The organism is Methylobacterium brachiatum (genome assembly GCF_020523825.1).
In the GTDB taxonomy this organism is placed as follows: domain Bacteria; phylum Pseudomonadota; class Alphaproteobacteria; order Rhizobiales; family Beijerinckiaceae; genus Methylobacterium; species Methylobacterium brachiatum.
Genome location: NZ_JAJALK010000008.1, coordinates 247,969 through 263,848 on the forward strand (window position 1 = coordinate 247,969; position 15,880 = coordinate 263,848).

The following is a 15,880-nucleotide window of genomic DNA, read 5'->3' on the forward strand; positions in this document are numbered from 1 at the left end:
CGGCCTCGGCGATCGGTCGGGTCCAGAGATACGCGCAGGATCAACACGTCTGAGCTGGGTTCGCCGGCGCCGAACGTCGGTACGATCCGCGTCGGGGACGATGTCGGAGCGGGTGGGTTGCCTGTTCCCGCATCGCGCGCGCGCCGCATCAGGCCGCCCGGATGCTGCTGAGGAAGCGCTGAACCTCGTCGCCCAGCCGCTCGGCGTCGCGCGACAGGGCGCTGGCCGAGGTGAGCATCCGGTCCGCGGCCGCGCCGGTATGCTCCGCCGTTCCGGCGACCGTGGTGATGTTGGCCGTCACCTCGCCGGTGCCGTTGGCGGCCTGCGAGATGTTGATCACGATCTCCTGGGTGGCGGCGCCCTGTTCCTCTACGGCCGCGGCGATCGAGGCGGCGGCGCCGCTCATGTCCTGCACCCGGGCCGCGATTCCCTCGATCGCCGCGACGGCGTCGGACGTCGATGCCTTGATCACCGAGACATGGCTGGCGATGTCGTCGGTCGCGCGCTTCGCCTCGCCCGCCAGCTGCTTGACCTCGGCGGCCACCACCGCGAAGCCACGGCCGGCATCGCCGGCCCGCGCGGCCTCGATGGCGGCATTGAGGGCCAGCAGGTTGGTCTGCGTCGCGATCTTCGCGATCAGCCGGACGACGTCGCCGATCCGGTCCGCCGCCCCGCTGAGCACCTGCACGAACGCGATGGTCTGGGCGGCTTCCGCGGCGGCGCCATTGGCCATCGCGGCGGAGCGTTCGGCCTGTCGCCCGACCTCCTGGACCGAGGCGCCGAGTTCGTCGGCGGCGGCGGCGATCATCCGCACATTCGACTCGGCCTGCTCGGCCGCCGCCGCGACCGTCGTCGACTGGGTCGCCGTCTGACCGGCGACCTCGCTCATCTGGTGCGCCGTTCCCTGGAGCTGCGTCACCGCCGAGGCGACGGTGCCGACGATTCCGCCGACCGTCTCCTCGAAACGCTGGGCCATATCGCGCAGGACGACCTTGCGCTGCTGCTCTGCCTCCTGGCGAACCCGGGCCGCCTCCTCTTCCAGGGACTTGGCATGCAGCATGTTCTCCTTGAACACCTGCACCGCCCCGGCGATGGCGCCGATCTCGTCGCCCCGCTCGCCCCCGGGGATCGCTACGGCAAGGTCGTTCTCGGCGAGACGCGCCATCACCCGCGTGATCATCGCGATCGGCGCGGCCACCCGGCGAACGATGAACCAGCTGATACCCAGCGTGAGAATGGCCGCGATGGCCAAGGCCGCGATCACCGCCAGTCGCGAGGAGGCGCCGACGGCATCGGCGGCCGCCGTCTGCTCGAAGGCCCGCGCCTGCCGATGGACCAGGACCGTGTCCACCGCCTGGGTGAAGGCGACGGCGTCGGTCTGGAACGGCACGGCGAACACCGTATCGGCCAGTTCCCGCTCGCCGGCCCGATCCAGAGCGGTCGCCTCGGCCTCCACCGCGAGAAAGTGCTGCCAGGCCTCGCGCAACCGGTGCGCCAGCTGCTGCTCATCGGTTCCGGCGACGGTCGGTGCATAGGCACTCCAGGCGGCGGAGAAGGCCTCCTGGGCTCGGACGGCATCGGCGAGATAGCGGCGGCGCTCATCGTCGGAGTGCGCGTTGTGCGCCAGCACGTCCAGGGCCCGCAATTCCTGGCTCAGTTCCTTCATCCGCCCGAGGATCGTGACGGCCTTGATCTCCCCGGCAATCGTTCGGCTGACCTCGTTCATCATGCCGATGCGAAAAACAGAAAACAATCCTATTGCCGCCGATACAACAAACAGCGCGACCGAAGATCCGATGATGATGGAACGCAGATTTAGAGACGAGGTTTTTCGCGGCTGTGAAGAAGCGGCGTCCATATGCCATGTCCAAGAATACTGATATTATTTTCCTATCATACTCTCGCAAACAAATCAATAACTTAACGCTACGCATTTGATGTTATCGATATGCAATCCTCGGACGATTTGAGATCTTGCTGTCTGTATCGACTAAAATATACAGACCGTCAGAGCATGCGAAGTCCCATCCGACACAGAACATCGACTTCCGTCGATGACCCCAATAGACGGTCGTCCGTCGATACGGCTCGACGGGGCCAAGTCCCGTCCCCGACGCGGCTCAGGCCTGGACATTCATCTCGGGTTGCTGGCGCCGGATCAGGTGGTCCGAACGGGAATCACCGAGCCGCGATACCGGTCGCGCATGAACCGGGCCACCTCGGCGGAAGTCAGCAGGGCGGCGAGGCGCAGGATCCGCTCGTCCTTCGCCAGGGCTTGCGTGGTCACCAGAACATTCGCGTAGGGATTGCCCTCGGCGCGCTCCAGGGCGAGCGCGTCACGAGCCGGGACGAGCCCGGTTTCGAGGGCGTAATTGCCGTTGATGACGGCCAGGCTGACGTCGTCGAGGGAACGCGGGAGCTGCGCCACGGCGACTTCGACGAAGCGGAGGCTCTTCGGATTCTCGGCGACCTCCCCTGCGGTCGCGAAGGCCCCGTCCCCACCGGGGCGGAGCCGGATCAGCCCGCTCTCCTGCAGGAGCTTCAGGCCGCGGCTGAAATTCGTGACGTTGTTCGGCAGGGCAACGCTCGCCCCCTGCGGCACCGCGGCGAGCGTCGTCACGCGCCGGGAATAGATCCCCTGGGGCTCGATATGCACCGCAGCCACCACGGCGAAGGTCACGCCGAGCTGGGCCTCCTCCGCGTGCAGGAACGGCGCGTGCTGGAAGAAATTCGCGTCGGCATCCCCGTCCCGCAGGAGGGCGTTCGGGCGGATATCCCCGCTGGTCTCGATGAGTTTCAGCGGAAAGCCCGGCGCGAGCGTCCGCGTCACGAATTCGAGGATCTCCGAATGCGGCACCGAGGACGCGACCACCCGCAAAGGGGCGGCCGCTCGGGCGCCGCGCGCCGTCAGGACCAGAGCCCCGGCGAGGACGGTGCGGCGGGTCGGTGAAGGCATCGGCATCTCGCGGGCCTGCATGTGACGGGGAGGGGAGGGCCGATCGGTCTGCGAGGGCCGCGCCGCTCACGGACGATCGGCTGCGGCGGCCATCAAGGCAGGGCCGCGCTGGCGATCGTCGCCGGCGGATCGCCCAGCAGGATCGCCCGCAGGGACCCTGCCGCGCCGGGCCGTGAATGCGCGAGGGCACGGCGAAGCGCCGCGATCGGCTTCGCGCAGGCGGGTTGCGCCGCGCGATGAACCAGCGACGCGGCGCGGCTCGGCATATCGTCGACAGGGCTCACGGCCGGCATGTTGGACGAACGCCGCGCGAGGAGCGACGCCAGGCCGGGGGCGCCGGCCCGAACGCGCCTGAGGGCCTCGTCGAGCGCGACGAGGTCGCCCTGCGCCAGGGCATGACAGGTTTCCGCTTCCGCCTTATTCGCGAGGACGAGGCGCCCGAGGGTACGGATGCTCGCGTCATCGACAACGCGCAACCGCTGCCGCAGCGCCGCCGATGCCCGTTCGCGCAGACCGGCAAGGGCCTCCGCCTCCGTCCGGCCGGCCAGATACCCGTCGCGATACCAGGTGGCGATCGCATCGACCGCCCCGGGATCCAGACTGGACAGGATCGGGAGATTGCGGAGCACTTCCGCTCGGGCCGCTTGCGGACTGGGATCGGCGTCGAGGGTCGAGTCGGGGAACCGGTCGCTCCCGACCATCTCGGTCACGACGCCCGCCTCGCGCAGCCGGGACGGCTCGGGGATCCAGATATCCGCCGGCGCCACCGACAGAGTCCGGGTCACGAAATCCGAGGTCAGGCCCGCCGCGAGATACGCCGCGCGCTCGGCGGCTGGGTCGACCGTCTCGATCCGGCCATCCGGTCCCAATTCGTAGGGGGCGTGAAATCCGAGTTGCGCCCCCGTCGCCAGGTAGCGCGTGCGGCCGCGGACGAACACGAGGGTGCAGGCCGAGGCGCAGGCATCGGGCACGTAGGTCGCGAGCCGCCGTTCCGCGACCAGCGCTCCGAGCGCCACAGCCTCATCGACCAGGCCGCCATCGCTGGTCAGATGGATGCGTTCCACGCCCGGATTCGCGGCCAGCAGCGCCGCCACCCGCGCCGCGACACCCTCGATCAGGTCGCCGGCCAACCGGATATCCCGGCCCCCCGGGCCGAGCGCCACGCGCGCTGCCACTTCGGGCGATCCGTCATCGAGCCGTTCGGCTTGGACGGCACGCGCCGGCACGGCGGCGGACACCGCCCCGTCTTCCAGCGGCGCGATCGCAGCGAAACAGGCGGCGCCCATCAAGGCGACGCGCAGAAGCGCCTTCGCCGGGTGAGCCCACCCGGACGTCAGCATCGTGTTCATGGCGGATACTCCAGCCCGGGTCGTCGCGCGTGGGACCGGTCGCGGGGACGCTCTGGAGCGGTCGCTGCGCTGTCGGGCGTTCGAAGGCGGGGAGCCGGCAGAGCCTATTGCAGGTAGGCGACGAACATCTCGGCGACCGCTCGCGCCGCGTAAGCGGACGGCGTCTCGCCGCGCCAGACCGGGAACGCGTCGACGATCTCTCGGCCATCGAGGATCTGGGCGACCTCATCGGCCATCAGCCCTTCGTCGAGGGCATTCGCCAGGGCTGCGCGCCCATGCGCGTGATAGGGCGGCAGATCGCCGGGCCGGGCGGGCTGATCCGCGGATCCGAAGATGAAGAGCCCCCGTGGGGCCGTGTTGTTACGGAACGTCGTGGAATTCAGGGTGCCGTGCATGCGCATAGTCAGTCGTCTCCAAAGTCAAGTTGCGTATCGGTCTCTCGAACCGACAACACCGCGCCTGATACGACTGTGCAGCCAGAGTTTTCCGTCCGTCGATACTCACGCGACTCTCCATCCGGCGGGTCTATCGTCCGCTTCCGGGACGGGGGAAGATTAGTATGTGGGGGCGGAAATGTGCTTCCAAACTTCCGCCTGCATGCAGTCCGGTATCGTCGCTCAAGCGGAGGTCCGGAGCAGGGATTGGTCACGACACGCTGCAGGCCGACAGGGCTTATGACGCCGGTCCCCGTCGGCGCGTGCTGAGCGAACCGGATCCTGCCCGGCATTGCGGATCAGGGCTTCGGGATCAGCGAGAAACGCGGCCGCCACCACTGGGCCGTGGAGCGGAGGCGCGTTTGCCACTTCGGCGCCTCGGAATGGCCGCCCGGAGCGGCGCGGAATGGAATGGCGGCGCGGTGTAGCGAGCGCCTTTCCGTTGCAGGCCGGCCAAGAGATCGTCGCGCCGCCGCTTGGCGTCAATGCGCGCCGCCGGTCTCGACGAACTTGAACAGGAACAGGGCGGCGATCACCCAGACGACCGGCTTCACCTCGCGCGCCCGGCCGGTCAGCAGCTTCAGCGCCGCGTAGGTGATGAAGCCGAAGGCCACGCCGGTGGCGATCGAGTAGGTGAACGGCATCAGCAGGGCCGTCACGCAGGCCGGGATCACCTCGGTGGGGTCGTCCCAGGCGAGGTCGACGAGCTCGCGCAGCATCAGGCAGGCGACGTAGAACAGGGCCGGCGCGGTCGCGTAGGGCGGGACGGCGCCCGCGAGCGGCGCGAAGAACAGGCAGGCCAGGAACAGCACCGCGACGGTGGCGGCGGTGAGGCCGGTGCGGCCGCCCTCCGCGACCCCGGAGGCGCTCTCCAGATACGCCGTGGTGCTCGACGTGCCGAGCAGCGAGCCCACGAAGATCGCGGCGGAATCGGCCATCAGCGCCCGGTCGAGCCGCTGCATCCGGCCGTCGGTGAGCAGGCCGGCCCGGCTCGCAACCCCCATCAGCGTGCCGGTGGCGTCGAACAGCTCGACCAGGAACAGCACTAGCACGACGTGGAGCAGGCCGCCCGAGAGCGCGCCGGAGAGGTCGAGGGCGAACAGGGTCGGGGTGATCGCGGGCGGCAGGGAGACGACGCCCTGGAAGGCGTTGCCGGCCCAGAAGAAGCTCAGGACCGTCACGGTCAGGATGCTGCTGAGGAGCGCCGCCTTCACCTTTCGGGCGGAGAGCGCGGCGACCATCAGGAATCCGATCACCGCCAGAACCGTCCCCGGCTTGTGCAGGTCGCCGAGCGTCACGAAGGTCGCGGGGCTGGCCGCGATGATGCCGGCGTTCTTGAGCGCGATCACGGCCAGGAACAGGCCGATCCCGACCGTGAGCGCGATCCGCATCGAGCGCGGGATGCCCTCGACGATGATCGCGCGCAGGCCCGTGAGGGTGACCACCAGGAAGCACAGGCCGGAGATGAACACCGCCCCGAGCGCCGCCTGCCAGGTGAAGCCCATGCCGAGCACCACCACGTAGGCGAAATAGGCGTTGAGACCCATCCCGGGGGCCAGGGCGATCGGGTAGTTGGCGTAGAGCGCCATCACCAGGGAGCCGAGCGCCGCGACCAGGCAGGTCGCCACGAACACTGCGCCCTTGGGCATGCCGGCATCGGCCAGGATGCTCGGGTTGATGAAGACGATGTAGGCCATCGTCAGGAAGGTGGTGAGGCCGGCGAGCAGCTCCGTGCGCACGGTGGTGCCGTGCTCGGCGAGCCGGAACCGACGTTCCAGGAAGCCTGCCCGATCCGGCCCCGGGATCGCAGCGTCGCGCTTGATGTCCATCACCCGTCCCCGCTCACGCCGGCCATCACGGCGCGGAAGATCCTGTCGGGCGCGAACGGCGTGGCGGTGAGCCGGGCCCCGGTGGCGTCCCGGATCGCGTTGCCGAGTGCCGCCGCCACCGGATTGTACGGCGACTCGCTCATCGACTTCGCCCCGAGCGGCCCGACGCTGTCATGGGTGTGCGCGAACAGCACCTCGGTGTCCGGCACATCGGCGCAGGCCGGGATGTGATAGTCGCGCAGCGCCTGCGTGACGACCCGGCCGGCGGCGTCGATCGCAAGATCCTCGTAGAGCGCGGCGCCGATCGCCTGCGCGACGCCGCCTTCGACCTGGCCGCGGCACTGCATCGGGTTGATTACCGTGCCGGCATCCGCGGCGTGGATGCTGCGGAGGATGCGGACCGCGCCGCTCACCGGATGGACCGCCACCCGGAAGGCCTGGACGTTGAACGCCACCGAGCGGGGGCTGCCATCCGCCCGGCCGCCCGCGGCGAGCGGGCCGAGCGCTGCGAGGGCCAGCGGGCCGCCTGGCGTCTCCACCGCGCCGCCGGTGAGCCGGCACGCATCCGGCGCGGCACCGGTCAGCGCGGCGGCGCGCCGGCGGATCAGCATCGCCAGCGCCTCGGCCGCGCGCAGCACCGCGAGGCCGGCAACGACGGTTCCGGTGCTGCCATAGGCGCCGGTATCATGGCCGACCGCATCGGTGTCGGCGCCCGCGACGCGGACGCGGTCGGCCGCGATGCCGAGCGCCGAGGCGGCAATCTGGCGATGCACCGTGGCGGTGCCGTTGCCGAATTCGGCGGTGCCGACGCGCACGGTGACGCCACCATCCGGCTCCAGGCTGACCTGCGCGTCGGCGTGGTGGCCGCGCGGCGGGATCGTGTCGATCATGGCCATCGCCATGCCGGTGCCCGCGCGCCAGCCGGTTTCCGGCTCCGGTCCGGGATCGGCCTGCAGGGCTTGCTGGACGCGGTCGAGGCACTGGTCGAGCCCGTAGCTGCCATAGACGACATCGTGCGGCTCGAGGCTGTTCGACACCATCGGGTCACCCGGCCGCACGGCGTTGATCCGGCGCAGCTCGAACGGGTCGATCGCCAGCGCGCGGGCAACCTCGTCCAGGGCCGATTCCAACGCGAAGATCGTCTGGCTGAGGCCGTAGCCCCGGAAGGCGCCGGCCGGCACCGTGTTGGTGTAGACCGCGTAGCCGTCGACCCGTTTGTTCGGGCAGGCATAGACGGCCAGCACCTCGTTGCAGCCGTGGTGGATCACGCCGCCGGCATGGTTGCCGTAGGCCCCCGTATCCGAGAGCACGTCGAGGCTGATCGCGGTCAGGCGGCCGTCCCGGCGCGCGCCGACCTTCACGGCGAGCCGCATCGGATGGCGGGTGGTGGTGGCGGTGAACTGCTCCTGGCGGGTCAGCTCCCAGAGCACCGGCCGGCCCGTGCGCAGGACCGCCAGCGCCACCAGATCCTCGGTCAGCATCTCCTGCTTGCCGCCGAAGCCGCCCCCGACCCGGCCGCAAACCACCCGCACGGAATCCCGCTCCAGGCCGACCAGATCGCACAGGGCGTCGCGCGTCAGGAACGGCACCTGGCTGCTGGTCCGAAGCGTGAGGCGTCCGTCCGGATCGCGCCAGCCGACGCAGCCATGGGTTTCGAGGGCACCGTGCTGGACCCGCTGCGCGCGAAAGGTTTCCTCGTACACCACGTCGGCCTCGGCGAAGCCCGCCGCGACATTGCCGATCGCGCCATGGACTTCGGCCGCCAGGTTCGGGTGGCGCATCAGAGGCGGCGCATCGTGGCCCGGCCGGTCCACCGGATCGTGGACCTTCGGCGCGTCCGGATTCAGCGCCAGGTCCGGGTCGCGGAGCGCGGGACGCAGCGCGTAGGTGACCCGCAACGCCCGGCATCCGGCCTCCGCGGCCGCCACGGATTCGGCCACCACCGCGGCGACCCGCTGGCCGACGAAGCGCAGGACGGGATCGAGCACCATCGTGTCGGCCGCGTCGTCGCGCGGGTCCTGGTGGCGGCCGGTGGAGAACCGGCGCTGCGGTGAATCCGCATGGGTCAGGACCGCGACGACGCCCGGGATCGCGACCGCCTCCGCGGTGTCGATCGCCACGATCCGGGCATGGGCATGGGGCGAGCGCAGGACCCTGAGATGGAGCGCGTCGGCCGGCGGCGCGTCGAGGGTAAAGCGGGCGCGCCCAGTCACCACCTCGGGGGCGGCCGGGGCGGGCAGGCTCCGGCCGACCGGATCGCCGCTCATGGCCGTGTCGCGATGCGCGATCCCGGCGATGGCGTCCCGGATGGCGCGGTATCCGGTGCAGCGGCAGAGATTGCCCTTCAGGGCGGCGCCGAGATCCCGCTTCTGGCCCTGATCGAGGGTGGCGGCGGTCATGATCATGCCCGGCGTGCAGAACCCGCACTGGAAACCCTGCGCCGCCAGGAAGGCCGCCTGCATCGGGTGCACGGCGTCGGGGACGGGATCCTCCGGCCGGCAGGGCCCGGCCAGGCCTTCGATGGTGGTGATGCTGCGTCCCTCGGCGCGGAACGCCGGGAGCAGGCAGCTATGGACCGGCTCGCCATCGAGATGGACCGTGCAGGCACCGCAATCGCCGGCGTCGCACCCCTTCTTCACCCCGAACCAGCCGGCCTCGCGCAGGTAGGTGCGCAGGCATTGTCCGGGGCGCGGCGCGCCGGCATGGGCGTGGCCGTTGATCGTGAGCCTCATGCCGAAACCTCGTCGGCCAGCGCCGCGCGGATCTCCTGCGCGAGGTGCACGGTCATGTGGCAGCGCCAGTCCGGCGTTCCGTGCACGTCGTCGTACCAGAGGTCGTCCGGAATCGCGTCGGCGAGCGCCCGATGGAGGGTGTCCGGATCCGGAAGAGTGGCGAAGGCGAGGCGCAGGGGCCGTCGGGTCGAGGCCGTAACGGTGAGCGCGAAGGCGCCGCCCGAGCCGCGCGTGCCGATCAGGAGCGCGCCGGACCGGCCGTTCGGGCTCAGGCTGATGCGCCGAAACGCGGCGCGGCGAGCCAGAGCGGCCGCGGGCAGGAACAGGCTGCGCAGGATCTCCCCCGGGCGGAGCGCATTCCGCTGCGGCCCGACCACGAAATCCGCCGCCGGCAGATGCCGTTCGGTCCCGTCCGGCGCCCAGATCGTGCAGGTCGCCTCCAGGGCCGCGGCCAGAGCAATCATCGGCCCGGCCGGCAGGGCCATGCACAGGTTGCCGCCCACGGTGGCGACGTTCCAGATCTTGAACGATCCGAGCAGGGCCCGACAGCATTGCCCGAACAGCGAGGCGGCGATCCAGTCCGGCGGGAGTTCCAGCCGATCGAGCTGGGCGATGGTACAGGTCGCGGCCAGGGTCAAACCTTCGGCCGCGACGGTGTGGGACGGCCAGCCGAGCGCCGTCAGGTCGACGAGACGCCGCATCTCGGGCTGCGGCTCCGAGAACAGCCAGGTCCCGCCGGCCAGGCAGGCATCGCCGGCGCGCCAGTCCGGCAGGTCGGCCCGGGCGCGGGGCCGGATGACGGTCTCGATCGTGTTGAGGTCCACGGCCGCTCCCTGGAATCCTCCCGGCAGGATGCCGGTCAGGCTAGCAATATGTCTGCCGATGCGGGGCCCCGCATTGGAGAAGCGCCCGCTCCCACCCTAAGCTCCCGCTCCGCACGGCCCCGCTCGGGGCGTCCACTCGGGGATCATGATGGCTCTGACGGCATCGCGATACGGCAAGGACCGGGTCCGGGTGATGCGGCTGACCCGCTCCGGCGACCACCATGTCCCGCGGGAGCTGACGCTCTCCGTGCTCCTGACCGGGCGTTTCGACGCCGCCTGGACCGAGGGCGACAACCGCGCCTGCATCGCCACCGACAGCGTGAAGAACATCGTCAACGTCACGGCGGCCAGAAACCTCTCCCTCGACGCGGAAGGCTTCGCGGTGGCGGTGGCGCAGGTCCTGCTCGAGACCTATCCGCAGGTGGAGACCGTGACGATCGAGGCCGAGGAGACCCGCTGGCAGCGCCATGCGGTGGACGGTGTGCCGCACGGCCACACCTTCACCCGGGACGGGAATGGGTCCGGCTATGTGGGTCTCGAGGTGACCCGGTCCGGATCGATCCTGAGGTCCGGGATCCGCGGCTACACCTTCATGAAGACCACCCAATCGGGCTGGGCCGGCTTCGTCGCGGACGGCTACCGGACGCTCCCGGACGCCACCGATCGCATCGCCGCCACCAGCATGGACGCAACCTGGACCTGGTCGGCCGCCCCGGCGGATTACGAGGTCGCGAATGCCCGGATCCTCGCGACGTTGCTCACGGTCTTCGGCACGACTTACAGCCGAGGCGTGCAGGACAGCATGTACCGGATGGGCGAGGCCGCGCTCGCGGCCGTCCCTGAGGTGGCCGAGATCGCCTTCGTCATGCCGAACAAGCACTACGTGCCGATCGACCTGAGACCCTTCGGTCTGGAGAATCCCGGTACGGTGTTCCTGCCCACCGACGAGCCCCATGGCCGGATCGAGGCGACGATCGGCCGAGCCGACTGACAAGCGGTCGGGCGTCGCCCCGGCGGGGTCGGCGCTACCGCGCGGCGCGTGCCTGAATTCGTATCAGGCAGACGCGGACGAGCACCGGCTGAAGGCACGAGACCGATCCGTCCGCGATGCGGGCTGTGTCGCTTCTGCGCCTCCGAGAACGCGGAGCCTAAGGTTCCGCGCCGCCGCCGCCGGGATGGCTGTGCCGACCCCAAAGGTGCGGGATTCGGAGCCGTCCGCCTCACATTCCCGTGACGCGTGCTGTGATGCCGTGCGCGACCTGCCAGCGCCCATGCACGGACACGTTGCAAGCCTTCGCACTCCCCCGTGCAGCGGCGCATGGTGCGGCATCACAGGTCGGGCGGGGCTGCGATCGTCGCGCACGCATGAGCGGCGTCCCGTCCAGGCCGACCACGCCATTCGTATGGCACGCCGCCACAACAGCGGATCGCGTGCAGCCAGAGTATGGCGTAAACCATCACACGTTATAAAATCCGGTGTCTTGGTAGTCGTTCCGCCCCACCGAGGCATCCATCGGCTGCCGGGTTGAGACAAAAGTCAAAGTTCGAGCCTGCAACCGCTGCGTGCGGTTGCGATTTTTTTCTTGGAAATGCTCGAACGGAATCGGATTTGTCATAGTTTATGACGGGTTCGGCGATTTAACCTGCGATCAAGGCGCCTCGGTTACTGGCATCCCAAGACTGCCGATGCTGGGGCGGGCCCGCCGCCGGCATCCCGCATGGCGATGCCGGTCTGTGCCGTGCGACGGGCCTGCGCATCTGGAGGAAACGATGTTCGATCACCTGACGGGTGGACGGAGCCAACGGGACAAATGGGCGGCCTTGGATCGGTCGCTGGCCACGATCGAGTTCGCCCTGGACGGCACGATCCTGGACGCCAACGCGAATTTCCTGGCGGTCATGGGCTACACGCTCGGCGAGATCCGGGGGCGCCCCCACAGCCTGTTCGTCGACCCGGTCGAGCGCGAGAGCGACGCGTACCGGCAATTCTGGGACAAGCTGCGGGCCGGGACCTTCCAGAATGCGGAGTACAAGCGCATCGGCAAGGACGGACGGGAAGTCTGGATCCAGGCGTCCTATGTCCCGGTTCTCGACCGGGCCGGGAAGCCGACCACGATCGTCAAGATCGCCACCGACATCACGGCGCAGAAGCTGCGCGCCCTCGACCTCGACGGTCAGATCGCCGCCCTTCACCGCTCGCAGGCGGTGATCGCCTTCGCGCTCGATGGGACGATCCTGAGCGCCAACCAGAACTTCCTCGACGCGGTCGGCTACAGCGCGGACGAGATCGTCGGCCGCCACCATGGCGTGTTCGTCACGGATGCGGAGCGGTCCAGCGAGGCCTATCGCGCGTTCTGGGCGGCGCTGGCACGGGGCGAATTCCAGTCCGCCGAGTATCGGCGGATCGGGAAAGGCGGGCGGGAAATCTGGATCCAGGCGACCTACAACCCGATCAGCGACGGCAATGGTCGGCCCATCAAGGTGGTCAAGTTCGCAACCGACATCACCGCGCAGGTCCGCGAACGCCAGCGCCGGGCCGAGGCCCGGGAAGCGATCGACACCGATCTCGACGCGATCGGGCAGGCCGTCACGGATGTGACGCGGCAGACCGGGACGGCCGCCGATACCGTCGGTCGGGTGTCCGACGACATCCAGGCGGTCGCCTCGGGCGCGGAGCAGCTCTCAATCTCGGTGAACGAGATCAGCCGCCAGGTGAGCCACGCGGCCTCGATCGCCGGGCAAGCGGTGACCCAGGCGCAGCACACCGGCAGCATCGTGGCCGGGCTGAGCGATCAAGCCACCCAGATCGGTGACGTGGTCGGCCTGATCGCCGGCATCGCGGCGCAGACCAACCTGCTGGCGCTCAACGCCACGATCGAGGCGGCTCGGGCCGGGGAAGCCGGCCGCGGCTTCGCGGTGGTCGCCTCGGAGGTCAAGGCCCTCGCCGAGCAGACGGGCCGGGCTACGGACCAGATCCGCGGCCAGATCGCCGCGACCCAATCGGCCACGCGGGAGGCTGTGGACGCAATCGATACGATCCAGGGCACGATCCGGACGCTGAACGAGGTATCCTCGACCATCGCGGCCGCGGTCGAGGAGCAGTCGGCGGTGACCCGCGAGATGTCCGGCAGCATGCAGACGGCCTCGCACGGCGTTTCCAGCATCGCGGCCGGCATGGACACGATCGCCCGGGCCACCGAGCAGGTCGATCGCGCGACCCGACAGGTCCGGGAAGCCTCGCGCGCCGTGGGGTGAGATGATCGGTCCAGCAATCGCCGGCGTTTCGGAAGGGATGGATCCGAAGCGCCGGCGATTCGCCGGGTAGCGGCGAGGTGTCGCCGCGCCACGGACGACATGTTTCCCGGAAAAGACCCGGTTGAATCGGCGGTTCACGATCACCCTGAACCCACGCGGATCGGCTGGATTTAACTCTCTGCTGAACGCCGTAACCATTACAGCGGAGCCGGCCGGCGTTTCGGCGAGCGGTGCCGGCACGTCCAGCACCGCCCACGAGCCGCTTCATGAAGCACAACGTCGAATGAGCGCGATTGTCGGGCACGCCAGACCGGACTGCTGCGCCGATCGACTGTTTCGAAATTTCCGGGCCTTCAATTCATCGCACTTCAGGCGTCATGCCTCGGTATAATTTAATTTAATTTGGTTAAAATAACGCATTATCGCGTCATGATGCATGGATTGCGGAGACAATAGCCTCAAATCGCGGCACAGCGACCTGCGTAAGGCGGAACATTCACAGTCCATCGACGTTCGCGCGCTTTGCGAAAGTCCCGGCTCCACGGTACAAGCTGGAATCACGTCACCGGGTCCTGCTTGTCCTTGCGTCAGGAAATGTTTCGAAGATGACTCCGTCCGGTCAAAAGATATGCTTGTCGATGATCGTCAAGAACGAGGCGCCGGTTATTCGACGCTGCCTCGATTCTGTGAAGCCGGTTATTGATCATTGGATCATCGTCGACACCGGCTCGACCGACGGAACGCAGGACATCATCCGGGCCGCCATGGCCGATATTCCGGGCACCCTGGTGGAGCGCCCCTGGGTCGATTTCGCCTACAACCGCACCGAAGCCCTGGATCTTGCCCGGCGGCATGGCGACTATACGCTCGTCATCGATGCGGACGACGAGTTGATAATTCCGGACACCGAGCTGCCCGTCGCGCCTGGCTTCGCGATGCCAGACCTGGATGCTCCAGGCTACGACATGCAGATTCATGACACGAATCTCCATTATCCGCGCACACAATTGTTCAACAACAATTTTCCGTGGCATTATCGCGGTGTCTTGCATGAAATTGCTCAATGCAAGACACCGGTGTGGACTGGAAAATTGCCGATTGCGATGCGTCGAGGGCATGATGGGGCGCGCCGACGCGACGAAAACACTTATGTGAGAGACGCTGAGGTTTTCGAAAAGGCATTGAAAACCGAAAAAGATCCGTTTTTGATCTCTAGATACACATTCTATCTTGCTAATAGTTATCGAGATTGCGGTGAAATTCGTAAATCTATTGAACTTTATCTGAAGCGCACCGAGCTTGGATTTTGGACCGAGGAAATCTACATTAGTTTTATGAACGCTGCATTGCTGATGGAATCTCTGGATCATCCGTTCGATGATGTTATCGCCACGCTTGACAAAGCTATCGCGGTAAACCCACGCCGTGTCGAAGCGCGCTGGCATGCCTGTCGGTATTGCCAAGACAAAAAGCGCTACGTTGAGGCTTACCATTACGCAGAGCCAGGACTCGAATTACCGGTGCCATCGGACGGACTCTTCCTTCGTCCCTGGATGTACAATTATGGATTGCAAGACAAGTTCGCGGTAATTGCTTTCAACACAGGGCAGTACCGGGCGTGCCTGTCAGCCTGCCTCGCCACGCTCGGGTGCCCGGACTTTCCACACGAGAATCGACTGGAACGTGTGAGCCTTGCTCGTAAGGCGCTCGCGAAAATGGTCGATCCCGCTTGGGGTGCCAATCACTCTGCTTTCACTTCTGTCTTTGAGCCGAACTGGCATTTTTCTGATTAGGACTGCCGTGAGTCCGATCGCCACTCTTATGACGGATCGAGAGATGACGTTTGATATAACGTCTCTGCGCATCAGCCGCAGTCGAAACTGCAGCCTCGATATGGCGAGTGGATCCGGAGGTCGATGATAGACTAGATTCGAATTTGCCGAGCGAATTTTGCTCGATATGTGTGGGCGATTTCGCCGCGACGATCTTGGACTTGAGGTCGTCCCGGTTCCGCCGCAGCCTCACTCGCCCTCGCTAGGTGGGCCGCGGGCGGGTCGAGAACTGAGCTGCACGGTCGGGCATTTTGAGCTGTCCCCGGGCGGTTTGAATTGCTGAGGGTTAGGCGGTCTGGCTCGTAAGTGAGGCACTGGACGGGCTTACAAGCGCGGAGCGCGATGCCGTCAGCCCTATCGATCGGCGCGAGCGTGCGGTGGCTTCGATTGAGGACGGGAGTCGCGCTCGGGCGTTTCCGGATCGGTCCAGCTGATGCGGTACGCCCGCACGAAGGGTTCGCACGGGAAAGTCGCGTGCGAGCCAAGCGGATGGGCGGCAACCAGCGCTCGCATGCCATGACGGCACAGGCCGACCGGATTCGGCAGACCTACGAGGCGCAGTCCGCGCTGTTCCTCCACGCGCTGTGCGCGCGGCTAGAGCGTTTTCGGTTTAATCTGGGTCGTATCCTGCGGCAGCGAAGAAGTTGGCGCACTCGTCTGGGGTGACAG

The 15,880-nt window shown here is 67.8% G+C and carries 11 protein-coding genes; 4 read left to right on the forward strand and 7 right to left on the reverse strand.

What is annotated here, in order from left to right; translation table 11 throughout:
• Nucleotides 1-148: 148 nt before the first annotated feature.
• The 7 genes from LGR69_RS19240 to LGR69_RS19270 form a co-directional block, all read right to left on the reverse strand.
• On the reverse strand, nt 149-1,858 hold the full coding sequence (locus LGR69_RS19240; protein WP_230367007.1) for a methyl-accepting chemotaxis protein: 1,710 nt from the start codon (nt 1,856-1,858) through the stop codon (nt 149-151).
• Between the two features lie 300 nt (nt 1,859-2,158).
• A complete protein-coding gene (locus LGR69_RS19245) occupies nt 2,159-2,956 on the reverse strand; it encodes a MetQ/NlpA family ABC transporter substrate-binding protein (RefSeq protein WP_230367008.1) in 798 nt (265 codons plus the stop codon).
• Nucleotides 2,957-3,048: 92 nt separating this feature from the next.
• Nucleotides 3,049-4,305, reverse strand: coding sequence for a hypothetical protein (locus LGR69_RS19250; protein ID WP_230367009.1), 1,257 nt, complete (start codon nt 4,303-4,305; stop codon nt 3,049-3,051).
• A 104-nt stretch (nt 4,306-4,409) separates the two neighbouring features.
• Nucleotides 4,410-4,700 carry a hypothetical protein gene (locus tag LGR69_RS19255; RefSeq protein ID WP_230367010.1) on the reverse strand — a complete coding sequence of 97 codons (291 nt, stop codon included), beginning with the start codon at nt 4,698-4,700 and terminating at the stop codon, nt 4,410-4,412.
• 521 nt (nt 4,701-5,221) lie between these two features.
• Nucleotides 5,222-6,568, reverse strand: coding sequence for an NCS2 family permease (locus tag LGR69_RS19260; RefSeq protein WP_230367011.1), 1,347 nt, complete (start codon nt 6,566-6,568; stop codon nt 5,222-5,224).
• The gene (locus LGR69_RS19265) at nt 6,568-9,300 is read right to left on the reverse strand and encodes a molybdopterin-dependent oxidoreductase (RefSeq protein ID WP_230367012.1); all 2,733 of its coding nucleotides are present in this window, start codon (nt 9,298-9,300) and stop codon (nt 6,568-6,570) included. The genes LGR69_RS19260 and LGR69_RS19265 overlap by 1 nt, the downstream gene beginning before the upstream one ends.
• Nucleotides 9,297-10,124: an FAD binding domain-containing protein gene (locus tag LGR69_RS19270; RefSeq protein ID WP_230367013.1), complete on the reverse strand. Its 828-nt coding sequence runs from the start codon at nt 10,122-10,124 to the stop codon at nt 9,297-9,299. The genes LGR69_RS19265 and LGR69_RS19270 overlap by 4 nt, the downstream gene beginning before the upstream one ends.
• A gap of 148 nt (nt 10,125-10,272) precedes the next feature.
• Between LGR69_RS19270 and pucL the strand changes: the two genes are divergently transcribed.
• The 4 genes from pucL to LGR69_RS32225 all read left to right on the forward strand — a co-directional run bounded on the left by pucL (nt 10,273) and on the right by LGR69_RS32225 (nt 15,877).
• A complete protein-coding gene (pucL, locus tag LGR69_RS19275) occupies nt 10,273-11,115 on the forward strand; it encodes a factor-independent urate hydroxylase (RefSeq protein ID WP_230367014.1) in 843 nt (280 codons plus the stop codon).
• A gap of 779 nt (nt 11,116-11,894) precedes the next feature.
• A complete protein-coding gene (locus LGR69_RS19280; RefSeq protein ID WP_230367015.1) occupies nt 11,895-13,379 on the forward strand; it encodes a methyl-accepting chemotaxis protein in 1,485 nt (494 codons plus the stop codon).
• Nucleotides 13,380-14,017: 638 nt separating this feature from the next.
• Nucleotides 14,018-15,172 (forward strand): tetratricopeptide repeat-containing glycosyltransferase, encoded by a 1,155-nt coding sequence (locus tag LGR69_RS19285; RefSeq protein WP_230367016.1) that lies wholly within the window; start codon nt 14,018-14,020, stop codon nt 15,170-15,172.
• A gap of 528 nt (nt 15,173-15,700) precedes the next feature.
• Nucleotides 15,701-15,877 (forward strand): hypothetical protein, encoded by a 177-nt coding sequence (locus LGR69_RS32225; RefSeq protein WP_412768913.1) that lies wholly within the window; start codon nt 15,701-15,703, stop codon nt 15,875-15,877.
• Nucleotides 15,878-15,880: the final 3 nt, after the last annotated feature.